Here is a 15,407-nt window from a genome sequence, read left to right as displayed (position 1 = left end):
AAAATATATGATTTTTTAAAAATCAACCTTGAAAGTAAATCATCATACCAAAAATCTTTAGGATTATGCTTAGAATCTACTGTGATAAAAATATTTATTCTTCAATAAAAGAAGGTAAAAGAAATTTCAACCCTGAATTAAAGGAGTTGATGGATGAACTTAATGAAATCCTTATTTTCACCTATTCTCACGCACACCATCAAGATTTATCAAACTCGGACAGTTCTTTTTGGGAAGAGGATTTACTGTTATTAGAGCATTATGTTAAAGATCATTATTTTGATTATGATGCAATCAAAAAAAATACGAATTGTTTATTGGCAAAACCAACGGAATCCTTTTATGATACTGATTTTAGTATTGTAAAAAATTCCCTCAATCCAGATAATAATTTAATGGATAGTCTTTTTCCAACTATCGAGGGAGAAGAAGATGATGAGATTTCAAAAATTGCCAAAGATCTATTTCAAAATCTGTTAAATATTCCTATTCCGAATCTTAATCAACCTGATCTAACAGGAAAAGAAAAAGAACTTTCTGAAAGATATTTACCGAGTAATGAAAACCTTACCGTGGGATCATTGATGGAGCATTTTTTCAAATTTGGGAATAAACTCCTAACGGACCGACAAGAAGTTATTGAATTAAAAAAAATGATGGAAGAATATGTAAGTAGTGATAAATACAGTTTTGAAAAATGGAAGGACCAATTTGATGAAAAGTTTAAAGAAAACTTCGGAGGTCAAAGTTTTACAGATTTAATGAAACAAACTTTTGACGCAGTTAAAGATTATAATGAATATGACAAATTTGTCCTTTTTTTTAATTCATTGGAATTACATAATGTTACGAAAGATAAACCATTAAGAAAATCACAAGCTTTAGAAAGCATTCATACAGATGCAAATCACGCCTGGTACGCATCTTTCTCAGATGTTTTGGTTACTGATGATAAGGGATTAGCAGCTAAAGCTTACATCACGTATAAGTTTTTCGAAATACAGACTAAAATTTTTACAACTGAAGAGTTTCTGAATAACAGAACAATATTTTTGCAACAAGAAGAAAATGATTTGAAGACTTTTTTTAAAACTTTAGATTACGAATTAAAAAATAGTTTGGTTTTAAGAAATAATACTAATTCTAGTATTGAAAATGATATGATTTTAAAAAATCATCATAAGTTTTTCAATTACTTTAATAGGATTAGTAATAGTAAAGGTTCTTTAAAATTATATTGTCAACGCCACTTAAATGCTAACTTCATTATGTTTAGAGAGGCAAAACTATTAACAGATAAACTTGTGAAGTTGTTTGGTGTAGATGTAGAAAATAAAGGATATTATAATTCTGAAAAAGATGATCCAAAAGATGATGTGCTCAGAAAATGGACATTCGAAAATATAGAATTAATCTTTGGAACTGCATTAAATAATGGTGGAAATTGTTATTGTTTAGAAATTGTTATCCATTAAAAAAATCAAATTTACTTAGCAATTTTAGCTTTTAATCTAAAGAAAATCGCTAGAATTTTTTTCTATATTAAAATCTCCTGATTCAAAAGTAAAGTTTATCACTTCATCTCTAATACTATTAACTTCGGAATGTAAATCAATACTTTCAAACTTATAATTTACAGTGATAGGAGTATCGGGCTCAACATTTTCATATTTTTCAGAATCCATATTATAATGAAATGCGGGATATAACTCAAGGGTTGGAGATTTTCCATTTGATTTAGGATAATCAAAAGATGCTGACAAAGGCAAATATATTTGTGCTACAATATTAGCAAAATTTACAACCAAAGTTAATTCAGGATGAAAACCTTTATCTGTAAAGATTTTATTTGCTTCGTATAATTGAACAGAAGGTTTGCCAAATTTTTTACGTGTTAGTTTTGTAATGAATAATGTTGAGAAAAAGACTATTTCTGTATTATCATTTTGTAACCAGTCGAATAACAATTGATATTTACGTATTTTAATTTTAGGGAGAAAAGAAAGGGCTATTTTAAGCAATGACTTATAAACGTATATAGGCTTTATCGCAGGATTTCTAAAACGTATTGACATTGTTTTATTTTCTATATCTACTTTGTAGTCATCCAAAGAACTTAAAAAAAGGTTTATTTTTCCGTCATCTGTATATTTCACTGATGTTCTTGTTTTTTCATCATCGTTGTCTTTTCGTGCTTGAAAATTAGGAATTTTCTTTTTTCCTTTAACTCCTACAACAGATAAGTATGGTAAGAAAAATTTTGATAAATGACTTTCATATTTACTAAACTTTTCATTACATAAATCACATTCGTCATAAATCACAAAATTATTTTGTCCTAATAATTCAGGACAAGCGTGAGCGATTTTTTTAAAAGCTACATCATTTTCATTTTTTCCACAAAATCTACAAGTTCTTAAATTAGGAACATTTTTAGGTAGAGTTTTAGAAGAACCAATTATAGTATAAATTTCGGCAAATGAATTTCTGAATTGATGAGAGTCGTTTTTCATAATAATTAGATTAATCTGTCAAATCTTGTTCTTTAATAACATATACAAAGATTATTAAACCATTCCGCAATATAAGCTGTTTTTAGAGCAATTATAAATTGTTTAATTTTTTTTAACAATTGAGTCATCATCCGTATTCAACTGGTTAAACTTTTTTGAATTGATTATTTATTTAAAACAATCTAATATAAAAACAGTAGATTTCTTAAATTTTGCAGTGGTAATTAGGTGGTTAATTTGATCATGTGTCCCACATATCTTGTAATATTCAGTATATTTGTAATACAATAATATTATTTATAGATAGATTATAAAATTAAATACTACTATTATGTTATTTATTTCTTTATCAAAGGTTCAAAAAAAACTAGTTGATAATATCCGTGAAAGACGATTGCAACTGAATCTAACACAGGAAGGCTTGGCTGAAAGATCGGGTGTTCCTTTACCAACGCTTAGGAAGTTTGAGCAAAAAGGCTTAATTTCTTTGGATTCATTTTTAAAATTACTTTCAGTGGTTGGTGGATTAGAAGAAATGCTTGATGCTTTAAAAGCAAAGGAACAGAGTTTTAAATCTATCGATGATGTTCTAAAATCAGAGGAAAAGCCTATTAAAAAAAGAGGAAGCAGAAGATGAAAACAGCCATCAAAGAAATAAAAGTAGGATTGAATTTTGGTTCTGGAATTCAACCCGTTGGACGTTTGGCAATTCGTGATGGTATAATCTATTTTCAATACGATGAAGAATTTCTGCAAACCAATTTAGAAATTTCACCTATAAGACTTTCTTTGCAACGAGACGTGATAGAGCTTCCAAGAGATCCATTTGAAGGTTTGGCTGGTGTTTTCAATGATAGCCTGCCTGACGGTTGGGGTAGATTACTTTTTGACCGTTTGCTTCGCTCGCAAGGGATTTCTCCATCTGATATTTCACCACTAGATCGTCTAGGATATGTCGGATTGCACGGTATGGGTGCGTTGGTTTATGAGCCGGATCAAAGTCCAGATGGTAGTAATGAGATGATTGATTTGGACGTGTTGGCTACTCAAACAAAAGACGTTTTGCAAGGTGATTCAGAAGAAGTGATTGCAGAACTTTTGGCTTTGAACGGATCCTCTGCTGGAGCACGGCCAAAAGCATTGATCGGCGTTGATGCAGAAAGAAAAAATATATCCTACGGAGCGAATTTGTTAAGCGATAATTTTGAACCTTGGATGGTAAAATTTCCAAACTCATTAGATGGAAAAGATGCGGGAGCGATAGAATATACTTACGCTTTAATGGCTGTAGATGCTGGAATTAAAATGCCTGAAGTTCATTTGTTTCCTTCACAGAAAGGGAATGGCTATTTTGCTGTAAAGCGTTTTGATAGAGAAGGAAATCAGCGTCTCCATATGCATACGGTGAGTGGACTCGTTCACAGTAATTTTAGGTTTCCATCTCTTGATTATGAAGATTTATTATCATTGACGAGTGTTTTAACCAAGGATATTCGAGAGGTAGAAAAAATGTTTCGGTTAGCAGTTTTCAATGTGATGGCACACAATAGAGACGACCATGCTAAGAACTTTTCGTTTCTAATGAATGAATTTGGAGAATGGAAATTGTCACCCGCTTACGACCTTACTTTCTCATCTGGACCAGGTGGCGAACAAAGCACTATGGTAATGGGAGAAGGACGAAATATAACCTTCAAGCATCTGATTAAATTAGGAAGGGAAGCCAAACTATCAAAAGAATTTTTAGAGAATGTTATTGAGCAAACAAGTTCTGCACTTAGTAAATGGTCAAATCTGTCAAAAGATTTTGGAGTTAGTAAATCTAAAAGAGAATTAATAACAAAATTGATTAAAACATTTTAATAGAAAATTTGAGCTATTCTTGTTAGAGTTGTAAAATATTTTCGCCCCAACAATAGATAAAAATTGAGGTGTACAGGCGAAATCTATCAATTATCATTGTAGTATTTGGGAAATATTAATTGACTAATTTATAGTATTTTATAAGGTTGGAGGTGTACAAAAGTAGTACAAATGTACTTTTAAATTTATCGTGAAATGTTGTAAAATATTGGTTTGCAAATACTTAACATGACGAGATTCGTGCGAAAATGTAGAAAAAAAAGATGTTGCAGCATCTTAATTCTGTACCACTTTTGTACACCTTAGATTGTGTAAACTACCATTAATAAACACTTCTTTAGATACTGTATCGGGAAATAAAAAGAACAGATAAAACAAAATAAAATAGAGCAACTATTTGTAAATCAATACTATAATGCTTTTTAAGTTTTTAGGCAGTTTTATTGGTTTTGAACTGTTTTGTTAAAGTTTGCCCCTTATTTGCCCCTCTAAGTAATAATATTTTATTTTTTTTAACCGGGGAGAAATCATGTCACTTAAGGTATCTTAATGCGCCTTATTGCACTGATAATGATAATCTCGCATAAAAATAATGTATTATGAGTTCAAATTTTAAGATTAAGGCTATTTGTGAATATTGCCGAAATGATTTCATTGCAAAAACAACTACAACTAAGTATAAATTTTCTAGCAGAGCTTACAAGGCGAGGAAAAGAGAACAGAAAATTCAGGCTTGTAGTGATCAAAGAGGCAACCACAAAATAGAACATGGTATAGCTCATTGATCAGAGTCGAATTTGAATATACATTTCATAGTTTTGCCGCATGATATTAAGAGAAGTTTTTGAATTGGAAGACTGGTTATTATATGGAAATAACTATTTTACCAACCATATCTCCTTTCTCTATCCTTTTAAATGCTTCTTTAACTTCCTCTATCTTATAAACCGTATCAACAACGGGATGAATATTGTTTAGCTCGATGGCACGGTTCATTTTTGTAAAACTTTCTGCACTTCCCGTAGCTAACCCCTGAATACGTATAAAGGACATATTGATGGAATGTTTGTGGATATCAATAGGTAATGCCGAACCTGATATAAATCCGGCAGTTGCCAAATAGGCATTTTCTTTGAGTGAGAGTAAGGATTGGGCAATAGTTTTCGTACCGGCAATATCCAATGTAACATCTACACCCTCTCCGCTATTGAGACGCAAAACTTCTTTGTGCCATTCAGGATATTTCGTATAATTGATGACGGCATCTGCTCCAAGTTCCATTAATTTTTGCTCTTTCTCTTTACTGCTGGTCGTAGCAATCACTTTTGCTCCGGCTGCTTTAGCCAATTGCAATGCAAAAATGGAAACCCCCACCTGTGCCTTGTGTCAGTACAGTCTGCCCAACATGCAGATTGGCCTGATTTATTAATGCGTGCCATGCTGTTACGGCAGCTATAGGTAATGTAGAGATTTCTTCAAAACTTAAATTGTCAGGTGCTTTTACAATACCATACTGGGGCAGGCATACATATTCTGCCAAAACACCTTGCGTTTGCCATGCAACCCTTATATTGTATTCTTTTTGAAAATCACCTCTGGTCCAGTTCTGTACATACTGGACCGCTACACGGTCACCAACCTTCCATCCGCTTACTTCTTCTCCCAATGCTTCAATAACTCCCGCCCCGTCTGATACAGGTATGTAAGGAAGGTTAGGCAAGCCTTTATAGAAATTGCCACTTGTCAATAAAACATCGAGGTAGTTGAGCGATACGGCTTTTATCCTTACCAAAACCTCACCACGCTTGGGGCTTGGTTTCGCGATTTCTTTTACCTTTAAGTTCTTTATTCCGAATTGGTCTAATTGTACAGCTTTCATATATTTTTAATTTATCGTCTAGGGTTACACCTTATACCCTGATAACTATTTTGCCAGTACTTTTTCCGCTTTCGGCATAAATGTGTGCCTGGGCAATTTCGTGTAAAGTAAAGCTAACGGGGTCAATCAGAGGCATTACTTTTCCTTGCTCCATCAGTTCTGTTATGTGCCTTAAAATCGCGCCGTGTTCCTTTTTACCGTCTTCATCATTGTAGAGTATAGGGATAATCATATAGACAGTATGGAGCGTCAGTGCCTTTTCGTGGATGAGCGATAGATCAATTTTATCGAGTGATACGGTTGTTATTACGGTACCTTTCCTTTTTACAGCTTCAAAGCTGTTTGCGAGATGCTGATTTCCTATGGTATCAAACACCATATCAAACCCTTTTCCTTCTGTATGTTTATTGACAAAATCCTCAACAGTTTCTTTCCTGTAATCAATCGTATAGTCCGCTCCTAATTTTTTAGCAATCCCATCCTGTTGGTCGTTAGAGATAGTTGCATATACTTTGGCTCCCAAAAACTTTGCGAATTGTAAGGCAAGATGTCCTACACCGCCTACACCTCCATATATCAAAACTTTTTGTCCCGGAACAATTTTGGCCCTTTGAAAAATGGCTTCGTATGCGGTGATGCCTACTAAAGGAACAGCCGCCGCTTCGGTAAAGCTCATTCCATTAGGCATTTTAGATAGTAATCTGTAATCTGCTGTTGTGTATTCAGCCAATGCACCATTAATTCCCACTACACCGCCGATGCATCCATATACATAATCTCCCGCCTGAAATTTCCTGACATTTGTACCGGTCTTTTCAACAATACCTGAAACATCACCATGCAGGATCGCGGGGAAGGACGGAACCAGGTGCGGTAAATCGCCACTTCTTATTTTATAGTCGATGGGATTTACAGATGTCGCTTTTACTTTTATCAGTACTTCATCGTCGTTTATATGTGGGATAGGAAGCCTTATTGCCTGAAATGTGTTTTCCGGCTTCCCAAAACAGTTCACTACGATCGCTTCCATCATTGAATTAATGTTAAAATTACGAATACAAAGTTAGACTGACAGTTTTTTCTATTGCCGTAAGAAGATAGGATAAAACAGTATCGTGATTGGATATGCGCACAGGAGATGAAATATTTTTTATCTTAGTGTGATGGAACAGATACATGATACTTTTGCGATTGAAATTGCCGAGTATGACGAATGGCAGCATAGAAGCCGTAAAAACAATTTCTTTGAACTTGCTTACATACTAGATGGTAAAGGCTTTCATAGTGTGAACTATGTAGATTATCCATATAAGGAAAACGGTATTTTTTTGCTGCCAACGGCAAAATGCCACCAATATATTATCAAAGAAACGACAACGTTTTTGTTCGTACGTTTCACCGGAAATTATTTTGCTTCCAATACCAATAACCAGGTGGATTATAGTTGCTGGTTCAACAGGCTGAATTTCATTATGGGCAACCATAATCATCTTTCAGGTGAGCTGATTGAAGATGACGATGATAAAAAACAGCTTAAAAGGCTTTTGGACGTGATACTTTATGAATATAGCAGGAAAGACATCTGTTCTTCATTTATCATTCAAAACACACTGGTTTCAGTACTGGCCGTCATCTGTCGGAATATCCAACAGCGCAATTGGGATGGAAGGACATTCAATGATGAAAAATTTGTCGATCTGCTCAACTTCATCAGCTTTAATATTCTTGATGCTGAAAAATTATCAGTCAAATACCTGTCTCAAAAATTCCATATCTCGGAAACTTATTTTAGCGAATACTTTAAACGGAATGCCTCGGAGCGGTTTCAGGATTATGTATTGAAATCCAAGCTGAGGATTGCTCAATCAAGAGCAAAATTCAGTGATACTCCTATACAAGAAATCGCCCTTGAATTGGGGTTTACAGACAGTAGCCATCTCAATAGAATAATGAAAAACCACTTTGGAAAAGGGATGAGAGAAATACGAAAAGAAATGCAGGGTTAGAATTCTCCGGTTAAAGAATGCGATAAAAATTTAAAGAAAGTAATTGAGCCCTTTCTACCGCCAGTGATAGAAATGGGAAATATAATGGATACAAACAAAAAAGTAAAAGCAAGGGCTAATTACAAAATTCAGATGTATGGCGGCATGTATTTTTTTTAAATGGCTGACAACACTGATAAACCAATTACAGCGTTCTATATTTTCAATAAATAATACATAAATCTTCAGGATAGCATTCTTGCCTATTTGGCATGAAATAAGGTACAGACCGCAGACTGTGCCTCCATACAATTTAACTACCTAAAGATTTAAAACCAATACTGAAAATATGAGCTAATTTTCTGATCACTACTTACGGATATTATTTTACTGTATTGATTGATCATAGTCGAATTTCAATAGAAAAAGTAATGGACAAAATAAACAAACGCTTTTTTATTATTCAAGTGTCCTGTCCTGAAATAGCGATACACAAATTTTTATTTTTATGGAAAACAATCAAGAAAATCGCTATTTGAAGCGAACCCAAAAAGACTATTCGGTGTCTTTAAAGCTTCAAATAGTCCAAGAAATAGAAACAGGCGGGCTTTCTATTTCTGAAGCAACCAGGACTTATGGTGTTCAAAGTAGGAAAACAGTTGTAGAATGGCTTAGGAAATTCGGTAACTTTGATTGGGAGAATCAAAACCCATCTAATATGCCAAAGTCACCCGAACAAAAAATAATGGAACTTGAAGCTCAAGTTAAATTATTAGAAAAGCAAAAAGCTCTTTTGGAAAGGCAAGCTTTTGTAGCCGATAACAAAGCCATCATCTTTGATATGATGATTGATATTGCCGAACAAGAGTATAAAATCGACATCAGAAAAAACTTACCTCCCGAACAATCGACCATTTTAAAGAAAAAGAATAACAAACAATAAAGTTTGCCTGTACTTTGTTCGGGATAGACAGACAGGTTTATTATAGAAAAATAAAACGTCGTTTTAACAAGCAAAACAAAGCCCGGCTGGTTATTGATATGGTTTTAGAAATTAGACAGCAAATGCCTAGAATCGGATCCAAAAAGTTATATTATTTATTACATCAAGACTTAAAAGCATTAAAAATTGGCCGAGATAAATTTATTGATATCCTTAGAACTAATCATTTACTAATCATTTCAAAACGTTCTTATCATATCACCACAAACTCGCATCGTTTTAGAAAATACACCAAACCAAATAATAGATCCGGAAATAAACAAGCCTGAACAAGTCTGGGTGTCTGATATAACTTATATAGGGAAAAGAGACAAACCTTGTTACCTAAGTCTGATAACAGATGCCTATTCTAAAAAGATCGTCGGTTAAAATGTATCTGATAATTTAAATACAGAAAGTAGTTTGGTCGCATTAAGATTAGCTATAAAACAAAGAAAAAACAAGGATTTAATTTTGATACATCATTCCGATAGAGGACTGCAATATTGTGCCAATGAATATCAAAAAGTATTAAGCAAAAACAGAATAAAACCAAGTATGACACAAAACGCTGATCCGTATGAAAATGCTGTGTCCGAAAGAATAAACGGTATTTTAAAACAAGAATTCAATATTGATAAGTACAATAAAGACTTGCCTATTATGAAACAAATAATAAGAAACAGTTGAAATCTATAATGAAAAAAGAGGTAGTATCTCACAAACTTTTTAACTTACACACTTCATGGGATAGTGTCAATATCGTAGGGAAACTGGATGCATTTATTTGCAGTAGCCTTCTCGTCACTAAAAAGACTTGCCATACAATGGGAAGCCTTTTTTATCTTTCTTTACCGTTCATGTTCTTCCAGAAAGCTATGCTTTATGTTTTAATTACAGTAAGAAATTCGTGGATTGGTACTGTCTCCACATTGAAACTGATATTTTCCTTGTGGATATTTCGGTGTAGGATTATCTGTAACTTCAAGCGGAGCCATCGATTGACCGCTATAGGAAGGCATGGTAATCTGCGAAGCGGAACCATTACCTAAAGCAACATTTTTAGCATTGCTGTTCCCATTGAAACTATAATCCATCATGGCATCCAAAAGACGGTATACACCATAATAGTCCAACGCATCAAATACTTTTCGGGAACTTGGCATTGCGTGGTCCGTTATATAATTATATCCGTTAATAGTGGACGATTTAATATAAACGAAATCTTTTTCAGCATTAGAAATATTGATATTTTTAAAAATATCGATTGCCATCCTGTGATCATTTACATCATCTTCATCATAGACTTGGGTGATCATTTTGGTATTAGAAGGAAAACTTTGCAATTGCTGTTGGGTACTTAATGAGCTGTTCCAGTTAAAAGAATACCATGGAGCCATAGTAAAAAGAAAACGCCCGTTCTGCCCCCAGCCTTTTTCCGTAAATGCTTTATAGGCAAGATCAATACTTGCTCCACCACCGAAAGAATGCCCCATAAAGCCTACTTTCTGAGTATCAATAATATTGGGATAATCTGCGGCAGCTTTTATGAAGCCTTCCCACAGGGTTTGGTAACGGTGATCAACACTGATATCAATGGTGCGATAAGGCACAAACACTACCACATAACCTTTTTTGGCAATAAAGTTATACAGCTCTATATTGTATTCTTTATCCTCACCACCAAAGGGATGTGAAAAGAATATAGTAGGTCGAGGAGAAGTAATCCCTTTAGGATAGAAAATTGAAACCTGTGTTCCCGTATACTGTGGATTACTAAAGTCTATTTCGGCCACTTCATAATTTCCGTCTGTGCCATATCCTGATGCCGGTTTCTGAATAGGTCCCTGAAAGCTGTTGCCAAGTTTTGTCTGAATAGGAGCAGCTTCGTCAGTGTCGTTAGTGCTTTGAGAGCATGCAGAAGTGGTAATAAAAAAAATCATTACCCATGGATAGAATAGTTTTTTCATTTTCTTTTGTCTTTAATATGTTGAACCATCTGATCTTTAATTTCCTCATATTTCTTGTATTGTCCTGCATCCAGAATTTGGCTCAGCGCATTGGATTTTTCTTTCTGTAAAGCTTTTAGTTTTTTGAATTTAGCGAGTTTACCTTCATTACTTTGCAGAATCGGGTCATTCTTTTGGGCATACTGAAGATTAAGAGCAGAGACCTGCTCAACTTGCTTGGTATTTAATGCTAATTTACCTGTCATCCACTCCGTCATCATCTTTGCACGCTGTTCGGGAGTACTGTCCTTTAATTTTTTTGCCTGTGCCGTTACATTTGCAAATGTCATACATAGAAATGCTGTCACAAGAATGGGCCATTGTTTTTGTTTTAAAATCATCTTGGAAAATTTTAATTTTGATGAAACAAATGTAACAAGAACAATTAGTTCCTTTAAGATAAAAAAGGATGAGGCTGCTAAATTCCGGGGTGAATTCATTATTGATCCAGCCACTTTCTAAAATGCATCGCTTTTGCCTTACTGACAAGGATTTGTTCCTGAGGTAGCGGATGTATTTTGACCAGCAGTCTCCCATTAAAGAAATATTCTACTGCATCTACAGAATTCTTGTTGATAATGAATTGGCGGTTAGCCCGGAAAAAGAGAGTAGGATCGAGCTCATGTTCCAGCTGTTCCAGGGTATATTCCATTACATATTGTCTGCCATCAGCCATATGTGCATATACTATTTCATTTGCGGTATGGAACCAATTGATTTTAGCCGCGTCAACAGGGATAAGCCTGCCGCAGTAATGAATAAGGAAGGATTTTTTATATTGCCTTGTTGTATATTGCAGCTCCTTTAGTAGAAATTCTGTTTTGTCCTGTCCATTTTTTGAATCATCAGCAATAAGCGTGTCATATTTAAGTAAAGTCCGCTGTATTTCTTCTCCATCAAAAGGTTTTAGCACATAATCAATGCCGTTGTTACGAAAGGCCTCGATAGCATAATCATTATATGCCGTAACAAAAATAACGGGTTTTTTTATGCTTACCTGTCTGAAGATTTCAAATGATAACCCATCAGAAAGCCTTATGTCTGAAAATATAAGATTATAAACACTATTGTTTAATCTGAACCAATCCACTGCTTCTGCTATACTTGGTAAAGTCTTCACAATTTGGATTTCCGGGTTGATTTCTTTCAGGATATACTCAAGATTTCTTGCGGTTGCAGCTTCATCTTCGATAATTACAATATGTAAATATTTTTTCATAATAAGGGAAGCTTTACGATGAAATGTTCTTTCGTCTGGAAAATCTCTATTTCTTTATGGAGTTGTAGTTTGTATCTCTCATTCAGGTTGGTAAGACCAAGCCCGGTGCCTTCTGTCTCACTGATGGAGGGCTGGAGATTATTTCGGATAATAAGCCATTTGTCTTCTTCAAAAATCTCTACGGTTAAAGGATTTGAAAGGGTAGCTTTGTTATGTTTAACAGCATTTTCCACCAGGGGTTGCAGTGATAAATGAAGAATTTGTTTATTTATACAATCTTTGCTGATATTGACATGAATCTGAAATGCATTTTCCAGCCGCATTTTTACCAGTTGGATATAAGATTTCAGATGTTCAAGCTCTTTCTCGAGACTTACCATATTGTTACCTGAATGAACCAGCGTATATCTGAAGATTTTGGAAAGATGGAGAATATAGTTTTGAGCCAGATTTGGATTTTCTCTTACTATAGCAGAAAGGCTGCTCAATGTATTGAATAGAAAATGCGGGTTAAGCTGTTCCTGGAGCAATTGTAGTTGTGCCTTAAGGTAAGCGGAATTCAGCTGTTCGTTGATAAGGTCCTTATTTCTGCTTTCACGCATCAGAAGAATAAGGCGGATAACGACTGCAATCATGATACTGCTGAGCAAAAACCGGGCAAAATATCCTCTGATTCTTCCTCCTGTAAGTTGGGGAGTTCCAAAAAGTAAAGAATGGATCGTGCTTCCCAGTATAATAGCTGCCACCAAAATCAAGACATTGAATGTATAGAGTCTCCAATATTGTTTGTTTTCTCTATAAACACTCAGAAACTTACCCTGGGACAGATTGAGATACAGTAACAAAATGCAGAATCCCATATTATACAAAAACTGATAGCCATATTCCCCAATATTGAACTGCCAGTAACGGGCGATAATCCCATCACTGTTAAGGGCCATCAATTTTGCAGAATTGACCATTAGTGTGATCAAAAAGGCACTATAAAGATATATTTTTCTCTCATTCTTATTCATTAATACAAAGAAAGCAAAATATTAAAACCGATGATATAATAAATAGGTGAAGCGGTAAAAGTTGGTGGTGAAATAATACAATTAACAACTCATTAGAAAAACTACTTTTTTACTGTGCGCAGTTAAAATCCGTATACATGAAAAATTTGAAAATACTGGCTTGACAGCAACATGTAAGAATACCCCGGATTCTGAAAGGCAGAATGCATAACGGTCTGCCAGGCATCTCCGATTCTTTTTAAAACATGGCTGGATTTTGTTTTCATGCTTTGCTGTTCTGTATTTTTAGAATTGAACGCTTCATAGATATTAGCAACCAGAATCGTATCCGGATCTACTGATGATACCAGCTGAGTCTGGATTTTAATGGTTGTCCACCCCTGATCGACAATTTGTTCTAAACTTTTTATAATATTTCCCCGATCTTGAACAATTTCATATCCAACCAGTATGGAGTGCTCTGAATAGAGGTTAGACAAGCTGTCGAAGTCAAATGCATTCCATAGTTTTTCATAATTTGAATTGAATTCATCTGCAATGTTCCGTATATTTTCCATCATTGATTTTATATACAATAAATATAAAAAATATTTTCTGGAAAAAATTAAATAATTCATTCCCATCAGGAAGGTAATGGTCATAATTCCAGGGTATTATAAAGATCAGAATAGCCGGTATGACCCGACAGGTAATTGTTTAAAGCGAAATGAGGTGACCGGTTAAATGTATAATTTTCCTGCCTACTATTTTCTTTTTAATATTCGGATGGTATTCCATCTACCTTTTACAATAAGACTGGTCTTCGGAAAACTCATTAATAGTATCCATTAGGATAAAATCCTTAATTTAAGGCGATAAACTAAACGGCAGATGACGATAAAAATCAAATTTAAAAAATCTGAGATTTTTGCAAACCTACTGTTAAACTTTGCAGGGCTTTGCATAGGCTGTATTATGATATTTCATAACCATACTGTAGCATCTGGAAAAAGTTTGATGATTAAAGTAATTGTGTTTGCAGCTCTGACTGCACTTATTTTTAATCTTTTGGTATACATGCGTCGTTTTATAAAAAGTTTAAACAATGTGGCTGCACTGGAAATTGATGACTCTGGAATTTGCAGCAATATATCAAAGCAAAAATCTTTAGGCTGGAATGAAATCTCCTACTGTACGATAAAATCCGTACAGATGTCAAGTGGAAGACATTCCAAGATCCTGGTTTATAGTTACGATCCATCACTGTCAATGACCATCGATACTGATGTTTTGGATATTGACAAGAATGAATTACTGGATATCCTCAATCAAAAAAATGACCTGAATCGATAACTGTCTTTTAATATCAATTTCAAATGAAAAACGCACCGATTATATTGAAAGTCCTTTACTATATTATACCTGTTCTGATATTAAGCTGTTTCCTAAGCTGCAAGAGAGAGCATGTTCAAAGTCACAGAAGCGGAACAAATCTTCCGGAAGTCAGGGAAATGAAGAATAGCAAGGCCTGGATATTCCTCACTTATTTAGATTCTCTGGTAAAACTTCCTGCGGCAGAATTTAATGAGGCAGCCATGATGTCTGTCCACAAAAAATATGCAATTGAATTGCCATTGGTCATATATGACCCAGCCAAAGAGCAAAATAGGCAGGATATCATCATACAATATTATAAAAATAATAATACCTCCAATGAGGTGGAGACTGGAATTATACTGCTTATTCCTGAAACCATTACAGATTCTCTGGTTGTTGGAGATTTTACCCGCTATTTTGGGCCTATTACAGATGAACAGCCACTGATAGGAATTACAGAACAGCCACGTCCGGTACGTATAAGGGTTTCTCCGGACAGAACAATAAAATTAACCTTTGAAAATAATAGGAACAGGGATCAGGCGGGCGTTACCAGGGTGGAGATTTTAAACTACAGATAATTAA

The 15,407-nt window shown here is 34.5% G+C and carries 16 protein-coding genes and 1 pseudogene; 8 read left to right on the top strand and 9 right to left on the bottom strand.

Annotation, left to right across the window (positions count from 1 at the left end):
• Positions 1-65: 65 nt before the first annotated feature.
• Positions 66-1,475, top strand: a complete 1,410-nt coding sequence (locus QE404_RS10130; protein ID WP_307450133.1) for a hypothetical protein — start codon at positions 66-68, stop codon at positions 1,473-1,475.
• A gap of 36 nt (positions 1,476-1,511) precedes the next feature.
• Here QE404_RS10130 and QE404_RS10125 read toward each other — a convergent pair whose 3' ends face one another.
• Entirely contained in the window at positions 1,512-2,513 is a 1,002-nt protein-coding gene (locus tag QE404_RS10125) for a hypothetical protein (RefSeq protein ID WP_307450132.1), read from the bottom strand.
• Between the two features lie 331 nt (positions 2,514-2,844).
• Between QE404_RS10125 and QE404_RS10120 the strand changes: the two genes are divergently transcribed.
• Together QE404_RS10120 and QE404_RS10115 are read left to right on the top strand one after the other, a co-directional pair.
• Positions 2,845-3,150 (top strand): helix-turn-helix domain-containing protein, encoded by a 306-nt coding sequence (locus QE404_RS10120; RefSeq protein ID WP_307450131.1) that lies wholly within the window; start codon positions 2,845-2,847, stop codon positions 3,148-3,150.
• The gene (locus tag QE404_RS10115) at positions 3,147-4,376 is read left to right on the top strand and encodes a type II toxin-antitoxin system HipA family toxin (protein ID WP_307450130.1); all 1,230 of its coding nucleotides are present in this window, start codon (positions 3,147-3,149) and stop codon (positions 4,374-4,376) included. The genes QE404_RS10120 and QE404_RS10115 overlap by 4 nt, the downstream gene beginning before the upstream one ends.
• Positions 4,377-5,240: 864 nt before the next feature.
• Here the strand turns inward: QE404_RS10115 and QE404_RS10110 are convergent.
• Genes QE404_RS10110 through QE404_RS10100 form a run of 3 tightly spaced genes read right to left on the bottom strand, consistent with a single transcriptional unit; the run spans position 5,241 to position 7,288 of the window.
• Positions 5,241-5,723, bottom strand: coding sequence for a zinc-binding dehydrogenase (locus QE404_RS10110; protein ID WP_307453871.1), 483 nt, complete (start codon positions 5,721-5,723; stop codon positions 5,241-5,243).
• Positions 5,716-6,255: an alcohol dehydrogenase catalytic domain-containing protein gene (locus tag QE404_RS10105; protein WP_307453869.1), complete on the bottom strand. Its 540-nt coding sequence runs from the start codon at positions 6,253-6,255 to the stop codon at positions 5,716-5,718. Before QE404_RS10105 ends, QE404_RS10110 begins: the two co-directional genes overlap by 8 nt.
• 31 nt (positions 6,256-6,286) lie before the next feature.
• Positions 6,287-7,288 carry a zinc-dependent alcohol dehydrogenase family protein gene (locus QE404_RS10100; RefSeq protein WP_307450127.1) on the bottom strand — a complete coding sequence of 334 codons (1,002 nt, stop codon included), beginning with the start codon at positions 7,286-7,288 and terminating at the stop codon, positions 6,287-6,289.
• Between the two features lie 130 nt (positions 7,289-7,418).
• Between QE404_RS10100 and QE404_RS10095 the strand changes: the two genes are divergently transcribed.
• The 3 genes and pseudogenes from QE404_RS10095 to QE404_RS19335 form a co-directional block, all read left to right on the top strand.
• Positions 7,419-8,261, top strand: a complete 843-nt coding sequence (locus tag QE404_RS10095; protein WP_307450125.1) for an AraC family transcriptional regulator — start codon at positions 7,419-7,421, stop codon at positions 8,259-8,261.
• Positions 8,262-8,748: 487 nt separating this feature from the next.
• Positions 8,749-9,183, top strand: a complete 435-nt coding sequence (locus tag QE404_RS10090) for a transposase (protein WP_307450124.1) — start codon at positions 8,749-8,751, stop codon at positions 9,181-9,183.
• Between the two features lie 453 nt (positions 9,184-9,636).
• Positions 9,637-9,912 (top strand): annotated as a pseudogene (locus tag QE404_RS19335) (DDE-type integrase/transposase/recombinase); the annotation flags it as partial.
• Positions 9,913-10,112: 200 nt separating this feature from the next.
• Here QE404_RS19335 and QE404_RS10085 read toward each other — a convergent pair.
• The 5 genes from QE404_RS10085 to QE404_RS10065 all read right to left on the bottom strand — a co-directional run bounded on the left by QE404_RS10085 (position 10,113) and on the right by QE404_RS10065 (position 14,026).
• The gene (locus tag QE404_RS10085; RefSeq protein ID WP_307450119.1) at positions 10,113-11,192 is read right to left on the bottom strand and encodes an alpha/beta hydrolase; all 1,080 of its coding nucleotides are present in this window, start codon (positions 11,190-11,192) and stop codon (positions 10,113-10,115) included.
• A complete protein-coding gene (locus QE404_RS10080; RefSeq protein ID WP_307450118.1) occupies positions 11,189-11,572 on the bottom strand; it encodes a hypothetical protein in 384 nt (127 codons plus the stop codon). The genes QE404_RS10085 and QE404_RS10080 overlap by 4 nt, the downstream gene beginning before the upstream one ends.
• A 98-nt stretch (positions 11,573-11,670) precedes the next feature.
• On the bottom strand, positions 11,671-12,450 hold the full coding sequence (locus QE404_RS10075) for a LytR/AlgR family response regulator transcription factor (protein WP_307450115.1): 780 nt from the start codon (positions 12,448-12,450) through the stop codon (positions 11,671-11,673).
• Positions 12,447-13,391, bottom strand: a complete 945-nt coding sequence (locus QE404_RS10070) for a sensor histidine kinase (RefSeq protein ID WP_307453868.1) — start codon at positions 13,389-13,391, stop codon at positions 12,447-12,449. Before QE404_RS10070 ends, QE404_RS10075 begins: the two co-directional genes overlap by 4 nt.
• A 197-nt stretch (positions 13,392-13,588) precedes the next feature.
• Positions 13,589-14,026, bottom strand: a complete 438-nt coding sequence (locus QE404_RS10065) for a nuclear transport factor 2 family protein (RefSeq protein ID WP_307450110.1) — start codon at positions 14,024-14,026, stop codon at positions 13,589-13,591.
• 310 nt (positions 14,027-14,336) lie between these two features.
• Here QE404_RS10065 and QE404_RS10060 point away from each other — a divergent pair, with 310 nt between their 5' ends.
• Together QE404_RS10060 and QE404_RS10055 are read left to right on the top strand one after the other, a co-directional pair.
• On the top strand, positions 14,337-14,798 hold the full coding sequence (locus QE404_RS10060) for a hypothetical protein (protein WP_307450108.1): 462 nt from the start codon (positions 14,337-14,339) through the stop codon (positions 14,796-14,798).
• 23 nt (positions 14,799-14,821) lie between these two features.
• Positions 14,822-15,403: a hypothetical protein gene (locus tag QE404_RS10055; RefSeq protein WP_307453866.1), complete on the top strand. Its 582-nt coding sequence runs from the start codon at positions 14,822-14,824 to the stop codon at positions 15,401-15,403.
• The last annotated feature ends 4 nt before the right edge of the window (positions 15,404-15,407 follow it).

It is taken from the genome of Chryseobacterium camelliae (assembly GCF_030818575.1).
GTDB lineage: Bacteria > Bacteroidota > Bacteroidia > Flavobacteriales > Weeksellaceae > Chryseobacterium > Chryseobacterium camelliae_A.
Note: the sequence above shows the minus strand (reverse complement) of the source record. Positions and strands in the feature narration are given on the sequence as shown.

Bases quoted from the DNA above. Each gene is read 5' to 3' on its own strand.
- QE404_RS10065 (WP_307450110.1), bottom strand. From the start codon at position 14,026: ATGATGGAAAATATACGGAACATTGCAGATGAATTCAATTCAAATTAT.
- QE404_RS10070 (WP_307453868.1), bottom strand. From the start codon at position 13,391: ATGGCCCTTAACAGTGATGGGATTATCGCCCGTTACTGGCAGTTCAAT.
- QE404_RS10125 (WP_307450132.1), bottom strand. From the start codon at position 2,513: ATGAAAAACGACTCTCATCAATTCAGAAATTCATTTGCCGAAATTTAT.
- QE404_RS10095 (WP_307450125.1), top strand. From the start codon at position 7,419: ATGGAACAGATACATGATACTTTTGCGATTGAAATTGCCGAGTATGAC.
- QE404_RS10055 (WP_307453866.1), top strand. From the start codon at position 14,822: ATGAAAAACGCACCGATTATATTGAAAGTCCTTTACTATATTATACCT.
- QE404_RS10090 (WP_307450124.1), top strand. From the start codon at position 8,749: ATGGAAAACAATCAAGAAAATCGCTATTTGAAGCGAACCCAAAAAGAC.
- QE404_RS10115 (WP_307450130.1), top strand. From the start codon at position 3,147: ATGAAAACAGCCATCAAAGAAATAAAAGTAGGATTGAATTTTGGTTCT.
- QE404_RS10080 (WP_307450118.1), bottom strand. From the start codon at position 11,572: ATGATTTTAAAACAAAAACAATGGCCCATTCTTGTGACAGCATTTCTA.
- QE404_RS10105 (WP_307453869.1), bottom strand. From the start codon at position 6,255: ATGAAAGCTGTACAATTAGACCAATTCGGAATAAAGAACTTAAAGGTA.
- QE404_RS10130 (WP_307450133.1), top strand. From the start codon at position 66: ATGCTTAGAATCTACTGTGATAAAAATATTTATTCTTCAATAAAAGAA.
- QE404_RS10060 (WP_307450108.1), top strand. From the start codon at position 14,337: ATGACGATAAAAATCAAATTTAAAAAATCTGAGATTTTTGCAAACCTA.
- QE404_RS10100 (WP_307450127.1), bottom strand. From the start codon at position 7,288: ATGATGGAAGCGATCGTAGTGAACTGTTTTGGGAAGCCGGAAAACACA.
- QE404_RS10085 (WP_307450119.1), bottom strand. From the start codon at position 11,192: ATGAAAAAACTATTCTATCCATGGGTAATGATTTTTTTTATTACCACT.
- QE404_RS10120 (WP_307450131.1), top strand. From the start codon at position 2,845: ATGTTATTTATTTCTTTATCAAAGGTTCAAAAAAAACTAGTTGATAAT.
- QE404_RS10075 (WP_307450115.1), bottom strand. From the start codon at position 12,450: ATGAAAAAATATTTACATATTGTAATTATCGAAGATGAAGCTGCAACC.